Annotated in this window: 5 protein-coding genes; 1 reads left to right on the top strand and 4 read right to left on the bottom strand. The window is 46.6% G+C overall.

Translation table 11 applies throughout. The annotated features are described in order from the left end of the window. The 4 genes from ACLGGO_RS34170 to ACLGGO_RS34155 form a co-directional block, all read right to left on the bottom strand. A partial coding sequence (locus ACLGGO_RS34170; RefSeq protein WP_446422651.1) for a hypothetical protein occupies window positions 1-190 on the bottom strand: 190 nt, incomplete at its 3' end. Beyond that, window positions 187-4,509 (bottom strand): GAF domain-containing protein, encoded by a 4,323-nt coding sequence (locus ACLGGO_RS34165; RefSeq protein WP_446422650.1) that lies wholly within the window; start codon window positions 4,507-4,509, stop codon window positions 187-189. The genes ACLGGO_RS34165 and ACLGGO_RS34170, both read right to left, overlap by 4 nt. A gap of 810 nt (window positions 4,510-5,319) precedes the next feature. Continuing rightward, a complete protein-coding gene (locus ACLGGO_RS34160) occupies window positions 5,320-6,366 on the bottom strand; it encodes a DnaJ C-terminal domain-containing protein (protein WP_446337400.1) in 1,047 nt (348 codons plus the stop codon). 687 nt (window positions 6,367-7,053) lie between these two features. After that, the gene (locus tag ACLGGO_RS34155; RefSeq protein ID WP_446337401.1) at window positions 7,054-8,343 is read right to left on the bottom strand and encodes a glucose-1-phosphate adenylyltransferase; all 1,290 of its coding nucleotides are present in this window, start codon (window positions 8,341-8,343) and stop codon (window positions 7,054-7,056) included. Window positions 8,344-8,616: 273 nt separating this feature from the next. Here ACLGGO_RS34155 and ACLGGO_RS34150 point away from each other — a divergent pair, with 273 nt between their 5' ends. Continuing rightward, window positions 8,617-9,306, top strand: coding sequence for a response regulator transcription factor (locus tag ACLGGO_RS34150; protein WP_446337402.1), 690 nt, complete (start codon window positions 8,617-8,619; stop codon window positions 9,304-9,306). Window positions 9,307-9,474: the final 168 nt, after the last annotated feature.

Below are 9,474 nucleotides of genomic sequence, written 5' to 3'. Positions count from 1 at the left end.
CTCCGCCCCCGTCTCCCCCCCCTTCCCCCTCTCCAACCCCTTCCCCTGCTACCCCCCCCCCCCCCGCTTCCCCTGCTCCCCCTGCTTCCCCTGCCTCCCCTGCTCCCCCAGCTCCCCCTGCTCCCCCAGCTCCCCCTGCCTCCCCTGCCTCCCCTGCTTTTCTACTATGTTTGAGCGCAACTCGTATCAACCCTTACCCAGATGTTGACGCACTGGAATCTGAACCACAAACTCTGTTCCCTGTCCTAACTTACTCTGACACAAAAGCCGACCGTTATGTTTTTCAACTACAATTTGATAGCTAATCGATAATCCTAAACCTGTCCCCGTCCCCACCGGTTTAGTCGTAAAGAAAGGATGAAATAGCTGTTGCTTAACCTCCTCCGTCATTCCGGGACCATTATCGATAATTCGGATCGCCACCGCTTGGTTATCTAAGAGTTCAGTCTGCACTCGAATTGTACTAGGATTGGCTTTAATATCGTCCCGTGACCGATTTTTATTTTGCTCATCAATGGCATCAATGGCATTGACTAGCAAATTCATAAACACTTGATTCATTTGTCCCGCGTAACATTCAACCTGCGGCAGATTACCGTATTCTTGAATCACCTGAATACCAGGATTATCACCCCGTGCTTTGAGTCGGTTTCGCAGAATCATCAGGGTACTATTAATGCCCTCATGAATATCTACGGCTTTCATATCGGCTTCAGCGATACGGGAAAAATTCCGCAGGGAGTAGACAATTTCACAAATCCGCTCCGCTCCAACTTTCATGGAATCCAGAAGTTTGGGCAAGTCTTCCACCAAAAATTCCAGATCGATGGCTTCGATTTCTGACTGGATTTCTGGCGTGATCTGGGGATATTGCTGTTGATAGAGTTCGATTAAACCCAACAGATCGGTGGCATAGTCACTGGCGTGGACTAAATTACCATAAATAAAGTTAACCGGATTATTGATTTCATGGGCAACGCCGGCGACTAACTGTCCTAAGCTGGACATTTTTTCACTTTGCACCAACTGCGCTTGGGTTTTCTGGAGTTTGACGACGGTTTGCTCAAGCTGTTGGGCGTGGGTTAAGGCTTTAGCTTCCGCCGTGCGACTTTGTTCATAGAGTTCCGCTTGTTGGAGTGCGATCGCTAATTGATCGGCGATGGTACACATTAACTCTACCTCGGCGTTTTGCCAATCGTAGGTTCGATTATCCATCATCAGTCCTAAAGCGCCCCAAACTGAGTTACCACAGTGCAGGGGAACCAACAACCACGCCCCAGGAAACTGTTGCGCGACGGCTGTATTGGTTGTGTCTGCCAAACAGCGGGTATCGTTAATCCGCACCACTTCTAAGCCTTTGAGTCGTTCAGCCAAGGGGTTATTTTCATCGGGAATTTCTACACCCAAGACTTTGGGCAAACATTCATCGCGACACGACTCCGCTACATTTACCCAGAGTTGGCGTTCGGGAATATACTGGATAATTTGAGCGCGATCCACTTGCAAAAGGCTCTCAATTTCCTGGGTAGCGGTAGAAAAAATCGTTTCTAAGTCGAGTGAGCAACGAATCGCGTGAGTTAGGTGATTGATCGCTTGTTCTCGTTTGAGGTGATACTGAGCCTGATGGTACAGTTGACTTTGACCGATCGCGATCGCGACTTGGTCGGCAATGGCGGCGATTAATTCTACCTCTGAGTTTTGCCAGGAGTCGGGATGACTGGTTTTACCTAAGGCTAAACTCCCTAATATCTGAGAATTGAAGTGCAAGGGAACCCATAACCAAGCTCCCGGCAAGTCTTCAGCTAAGCCTTGGCTAAATGTACTCCTATCCTCCCTAATAATTTCTAATTGCTTGAGCCGTTCAGCTAGGGGATGATTTTGATCCGGAATTTCCAGTCCCAGAGTACTGAGATCCTCTGGAGAGCGGCGATATTCTGCCACGGATAACCAACACTGGCTCTCTGGCAAATATTGTACAATTTGGGCACGATCAACGGGTAATAGCTCGCCAATCTCGCGGACGGTTGTCTCAAAAACTGTGGTTAAGTCCAATGAACAGCGGATGGCTTGAGTGACTTGATTAAGGACTCGCTCTCGCCAGAACAGAGATTTTGCCTGTTCGTAAAGTTGGCTTTGTTGAATGGCAATAGCAACTTGAGAAGCTAACCCGTCGAGTAAGTCAATCTCAAAGGATTGCCATTTCCGGGGTGCATTACAGTGATGAGCAATCAGCAGTCCCCACAAGCGCGTTGGGCTTTGAGTTGCTGTTAAGACATTGAGTTGGGATTGTGGGATGGGTAGTAGTTTTTCACTGTGGACAATTGGCACAACCAGGTTAGCCCGTACCTGGTATTTGGCGAGTAAGTTAATATAACACTGGCTCAGATTAGCCCCATAGATATCATCCAGGGTTCTCACTCGACCTTGTTGGTAGAGTGAGAGGTAGTTTTTCTCAAAACAGGGGTCATAAATCTGGTTGCCTAAAATCGAACACCAGCGTGAATCTACGGATTCGACAACCACCTTGCCACTCCAGTCGGGATTGAAGCGCAAAATAATCACCCGATCCGTTTGCAGAACCTGGCGTACTTCCGCCACGGTGCGTTCGAGAATGTCCTCTAAGTTCAGCGACTGACGAATGCGTTGAGTAATTGCGCTGATTAACTGCTCTCGCTGAACCTGTTGTCGCAACGTGGCTTCTGCTTGCTGGCGTTGGTGGATTTCGGTTTGGGCTTGCTGATAGAGTTCTGATTGTTGAATGGCAACTGCCGTATGAGTGGAAAGATTTTGCAGCAACTCAATTTCCCACGGTTGCCATTTTCGTGGTGTTTGGCACTGTTGAGCCACAAGTAATCCCCACAAGCGTTCCTCATGGACAATAGGGATAACCAGGTTTGCTCTCACTTGGAATTGAGCGAGTAATTCAATATGACAGTCGGTTAACCCAGCATTATAGATATCTTCGACGGATTGGACGCGCCCTTTTTGGTAAAGATGGATATAGTCCTCGGCAAAGTAGCGATCGTTGATCACAGTTCCGGAAATGGGTTTCCACTGAGAACCCACGGATTCAACCTCTACCACACCACTCCCATCTTCATAGAGGCGAAAGACAAGTACGCGATCGCACGCCAAAATTTGCCGCACTTCGGCGACGGTGGTATTGAGAATCTCGTCTAAGTCTAAGGAATAGTGAATCCGTTGCGCGATCGCACCAATTAACCGCTCTCGCAGATATTGCTGTTGCACAGCTGTTTCGGTTTGTTTGCGATCACTAATATCGATGCAAGAGCCGATATAGCCTAAAAACTGACCACTGGGGGTAAATCGTGGCGTTCCTGTATTTAAAATCCAGCGATAGTCTCCATCTGCTCGTCGTAGGCGATATTCCATCCGAAACCCTTGACGAGCATTAAACGCCTCCTGATACGTCTCTAAGCTTGACTTGTCATCGGAATGCACCCCCTCCGCCCAACCATTACCCAATTCTTGCTCCAGACTACGTCCGGTAAATTTTAACCAGCCTTGATTAAAAAACGTACATAACCCATCTGTACCGGACATCCATAACAGCACAGGGGCGCTATCTGCCATGGTGCGGAATCGGGCTTCACTCTCTTGGAGAATGTCTTGGGTGTATTGGTTATCACTCTGTTGTTCCATAGTCGGAACGGCTACTCCATCCGCCAACTGATCAGCTTTTGGTTGCCATTTGTCTTCAATAGACTGGTGATTTGTGATATCACGCAAACGATAAAGTATTGTCCCTCCCTGAATAGAAACCTGCTTTACATTAACGACTAAAGTATGAGGTTTGCCTGTCTTATCGGTAATTTCTAGCTCAATATTACGAACCTTCCCTGCAGCCGCTAAAGCTTGCCAATTCAAGGGCAGGTTGCCCAGCAGTTTAGTAATATTACCCAGAGCGCGGACTTCAGACAAAGAATAGCCAAAAATAGAGGTGACCTGAGGACAAATATAGGTAAAAATACCCTTGTCATTGGTGATTAAAAAAGCTTCATTATTATTGCTCAGAGGAGTTGGGAGCAATGCTTGTGACTTAGCCGTCGTCATATCTTCACAAACGAGACTGATGATCGAATTAGAGGCGGTTATCGGGAGCAAACGGGTTCTTGCCTTAACCCAAACAATCCTGCCATCTTTACCAATCAACCGAGTTTCCCAATGATGAATTTCAGTGGGATGTTTACTTAGATTACTCAATAAAGCTTGATACTGGCATTGGCTGTCTTGCTCGAAAAGCCGATGAATTGGCTTTTGCACTAATTCCCAAAAATCATACCCCAAGTATGCTGCACCGAACTGACTTACATCCAAAATCACCCCATCAAAATTCAGGGTTAAATAAATGCATGGAAGGGTCTCATACAATATCCGCATCCATTTTAGTTGCTCCGGACTATTGCCTGTCCATGATAATTTTTCAGGCTGATAGTTTTTTCTGGCACTGTTCATCCATTGGGACTTTTTCAAATCGAACTTTTTCATAAGTTGACTCATGCCAATTCGATGATAAATTGAGGCATTTTCTCGATCATAACCCTCAAGTTATTATTTATTTTTCGGATTTAGAGGAATGACTGTAAAAAATATTTAAACTTGATGGGAGTTTAAAACAAGGGTCAGCCTCATTCGCTCACATCAAATTCTGGGCTAGCGTTGAATCAAATTTCCCCCTGTTTTCACGGAAGCTGTGGTGAGGCGATTGTTCTAATCTGGCTATCGCTCGCCATTTATCTCTACTCTTTTTCCCAGATGTACTGAACTTGGTTGTTATATCATGTCAAACTTTGCCAATAAAAAAACACGGCTTGTTTCCGTCTCTCCCAACTCCTGCGTCTGTCCTTGATTCACAGGTTCAATTGGACATAATATGACAACACATGCAGTTTTTGAGCTATCTAATCATAAGCTAATATAAATTTCCCACTATTGTGACTGAATCCACGAATAACTTTAAAAAACGTTATAAAGCCGTTACTTATTTTGATTTACTATCGGGTTAAGTTTATTTATCTTTACAAAAAAAACAATAGGATGCACCCTGCATCCCTGTACCCTAAAACTCTGTATTACCCATATCTTTCTTCAGATTTCCTGGGTGGACTCCGGAGATGAGGGAGATGATGTGTTCCAGACGTAGAATGCTACGTATGGAACACTCAGGGCGGGTTTAGCCGCATCTTTTGTGAGATAAAAATAGTGAAAAGAGCTCCTACATACGAGAGGCGCCATGCCCTTGAAGGTAATGAAGGATCACAACTCAAAACTCAAAACTCAAAACTCTCCCTGCACCCTCTAAAGACTTACCTGAGACAAATAGCTGCGGGGATCAAAATGACGGCTTGCCCGGATTTTTTCATAGTACTCTCGCTCAACTGGTGTGATATCTTTTGGTGTAGCAATGATAATCCGCACCAGTTGGTCACCGCGTCCACCTTTAGGTTGAGTCCAGCCTTTACCGCGCAAGCGTAAAGATTGACCCGAACGAATCCCGGCTGGCACATTAACACTGACCTTCCCATCAGGAGTCGGCACCTCAATAGTAGCGCCCAATACTGCCTCATCGGGCATCACTGGCACTTCACACAGAAGATTACCGCCCTCGAACTGGAAGAAGGCATGAGGTTTTAAGTCTACAATCAAGTACAAATCACCGCGTTGCTGGTTGTAAGGGCTCACTTGACCCTTGCCTCGAACACGAACACGACTCCCTGGTTTAGCACCGGGCGGAATCCGCACTTCGATGACTTCACTGCCCAAATTAATCCGTTTTTGCGTACCCTGGAAAGCATCAGACCAGCTCAACGTAATTGTTGCTTCCCGATCAGTCCCAGCTGCTGCTTTGCCATTTTCATAGCCAGAGAAATCATTAAAGCCACCAAAGCCACCGGTAAAGTCATTAAAACCCGAACCCGTTGCTCCGCCCGGAGTAGAGCGATAGGTGTACGTCCGGCGAGTTCCCGTACCTCCTGGCGTACCTGTAGCGGCTGTATTAAAGCGCCCTAGAAGTTCGTTAATAAACTCGTCAAAACTACCATATTGACCAAAATCAAAATTACCGAAATCAACATTAGCACCCCCGGCTCCAGGATACCCACCAACTCCTGCTTGCTTCCAGTACTGACCAAACTGATCGTATTTCTTGCGTTTTTCGGGGTCAGACAAGACTTCGTAGGCTTCGTTAACTTCTTTAAATTGAGCCTCAGCTTGTTTGTCACCCGGGTTCATGTCTGGGTGGTACTTCCGCGCCAGACGTCGAAAACTCTTTTTAATTTCATCCGCACTAGCCGTCTTGCTAACTCCCAGGACGGCATAGTAGTCTTTAAAGTCAGTTGCAGCCATGAAGGGTTTCTCCTCTACTCCAAGGATTTAATCGATAAACTGGGCTAATAGTTCTCTACCTCAAAGCTAGAGTAACAAACCTCAGCCTGGGTTTAAGTTCGGATCTTTCTCACTCACGCGATCGCAATTTCCACACCTGAAGCCTCCAATAGAGAAGCCATGGCATTTTTCTCCATCATGCCACTTTCCCTAAACCGTTGCTTACCCACATTAGTTGTGGATAGTAGCTAATCTAAAAATTAGCTCAGCTTTGGCTGACTCAACGAGTGTGGATTTCCCCCTATCCAGTTATAGGGAATACAGTTGTAGGGGCGGGCGCGAGTCACATCAGGGCGGGAAAAACACGATAATAGTCTCTCCCCGCCCCTATTTCCCTCAACGAGTTCGCTGTCCCTCCTCGGAACCTCAACGAAGTAAGCCGAAGTCCGAACTGTGCATTTTGGAGATAATCCAATGAATGTGACTAGTTCCTTACCGCCATTTCTAGAAAGATGTCCCCTCTTAAGGCGACCCAATCAGAGGTCTTGCAGTATTTCCGAACTAGGAAAACATCCGGAGGTGCGTACCATCTAGAAACTCATGCGGTAGACAATGCTTACGTTGGAATCTGATTCTTCCAAGCTGCCGCTTCAACGAATTAAGCGGCAGTCATTGACAACTTTACCGTCCCCATTTCCCTAGAAAGACCTAAATGACGGTTCCATCGGGAATTACAGCATTTTTGAGAACAACGACAATGCCATTGCGGATCAAAAAGCCTTGTTTTTCACGTTCGGCTTCCTCGACTCGATCTTTGTTCACAATCTGAACATCCTGACCAATGCGAGCGTTTTTGTCAATGATGGCACGGCGAACCGTGGTTCCTTCACCAATCCCTAAGGGCACACGTCCAGTCTCTACACCTGATTTACGTTCGGCAAAGGGTTCGTAGAAGTCACTTCCCATGATCAGAGTATCTTCAATCACACAACCGGCTTCAATGCGAGAGCGAACTCCCAACACCGAGTGATGGATACGACAATCTTTGAGAATACAGCCTTCTCCAATAATCGATTGCGTCACATGACTATCCAAAAGTTTGGTCGGAGGCAAATAACGGGCGCGAGTATAAATCGGTGCCTCTTTGTCATAGAAGCTAAAGGGCGGCTGGGGTTGCCGAGTTAAGGCTAGATTGGCTTCATAGAACGCTTCAATGGTACCAATGTCTTCCCAATAGTCGTTGAACAAGTAGGCTTGAACGTTATGATCCGCCGATGCTCCGGGGATTATTTCTTTACCAAAGTCGGTCTGTTCCAGGTTGGCTTGCAACAACTTGATCAACGCCTCTTTGCTAAAGACGTAAATTCCCATCGAGGCAATATAGGGTTTTTCCTTTGCCTCGTCTGGTTTCAACCCTAAAACCGTCGTATCCACCTGCATTTGCTTGAGGGCATCACCTTTGGGTTTTTCACTGAAATCAATCACCCTGCCCGTGTGATCAATTTTCATCAAACCAAAACTGCTTGCCAGTTTCTCACCGATGGGCACCACAGAAAGGGTGATATCGGCTTTAGTTTTGCGGTGGTGTTCCACGAAATGGCGATAGTCCATCCGATAGAGATGGTCGCCGGATAGAATGATGTATTCATCAACATCCCACTCCTCTAGTAGCCACAAGTATTGACGAACTGCGTCTGCTGTTCCCTGAAACCAGCTTGGATTTTCAGCGGTTTGTTGGGCAGCAAGGACTTCCACAAACCCATCGGTAAAGCCAGCAAAGTTATAAGCGCGGGCAATATGCCGATTTAAGGATGCTGAGTTAAATTGGGTAAGAACGTAAATTTGATAGATCTCGGAGTTGATGCAGTTACTGACCGGAATGTCAATCAGGCGGTATTTACCCGCCAAGGGAACAGCCGGTTTAGCCCGCAACTTGGTCAATGGATAAAGGCGGGTGCCCGCGCCACCTCCGAGAATGATACCTAATACTCTTTTCACGAAACACCTCTGGAATGCCGATAGACTCTCAAGTCTTAGTGTCCGCTTGTGTGGAAATCTTTTCAAGAGGGTAAGGGAGAAAGTTAACTCTCTTTTGGGAAAGAAAAACACGAAAAACGGCGGGAATAGAAGCACTTCAAGCCTTCTACCCCGACTGGAGTAATAATTTGAGGTAGGGGTTGTGAGCAACTATTCGGTTGAGCTTGTCAGTTCTACTCCGTTGATGCCCATTTTCCATTAAATTAGGAGAAGTAAGGGTAAAGGAAGTGAGAGATGTCAGCACAACTGTTACTGGTCGATGACGAACCGGGGATTCGGGAATCAGTCCCAGCCTATTTAGAAGAGGTGGGTGGTTTTACCGTCGATGTTGCCAGTAATGCCAATGATGCATGGCAAATGTTGCAACAAAAAACTCCCGATCTGGTAATTACCGACGTTATGATGCCTCAAGTCGATGGGTATCAGTTTCTCAAGAAGCTGCGAGAAGACCCTCGCTTCAAATCACTGCCGGTGATATTTCTCACGGCTAGAGGGATGACCACAGACCGAATTCAAGGCTATCAGGCAGGTTGTGATTACTATCTGTCTAAACCCTTTGATACGGATGAATTGGTCGCCATGGTGGAGAATTTGCTAGAACGTCGTGCGGCTACTGCTCAGGAAACAGCGGGTACAGCAGATTTAGGGAATATCGAGAAAGAGCTGACCGCGATTCGGGAAATGTTGGCTCAACGGGGCAATATTTCACAAACCCCTCCGCCTATCCGCATCGACTTTACGCCACGCGAGCAAAGTGTCTTGGATTTGGTCGCCCAAGGGCTGATGAATAAAGAAATTGCTCGCCGTCTGGAAACCAGCGTCCGCAATGTGGAGAAATATGTCAGTCGCTTGTTTAGCAAAACCGGAACTAATAGCCGTACCGAGTTAGTCCGTTATGCGCTTGAACATGGCTTGACTCAATAAAATATTCTGTTCCGTAGCAGGGGAAAAGGATAGCAGGGGAGAAAAGTAGCACAAGAGAAAATTATAAGATAGCGATGGTGAAAACGACGGCGTTTTAACCAGGGGATGAAACTTAAGCGTTGCGTTCAGCAGAGCAACTTTAGTTGCGAGTCTAATCTATCCTGACAA

It is taken from the genome of Coleofasciculus sp. (assembly GCF_046565525.1).
Taxonomy (GTDB): Bacteria; Cyanobacteriota; Cyanobacteriia; order Cyanobacteriales; family Coleofasciculaceae; genus Coleofasciculus.
This window is presented reverse-complemented; position numbering and strand designations above follow the sequence as displayed.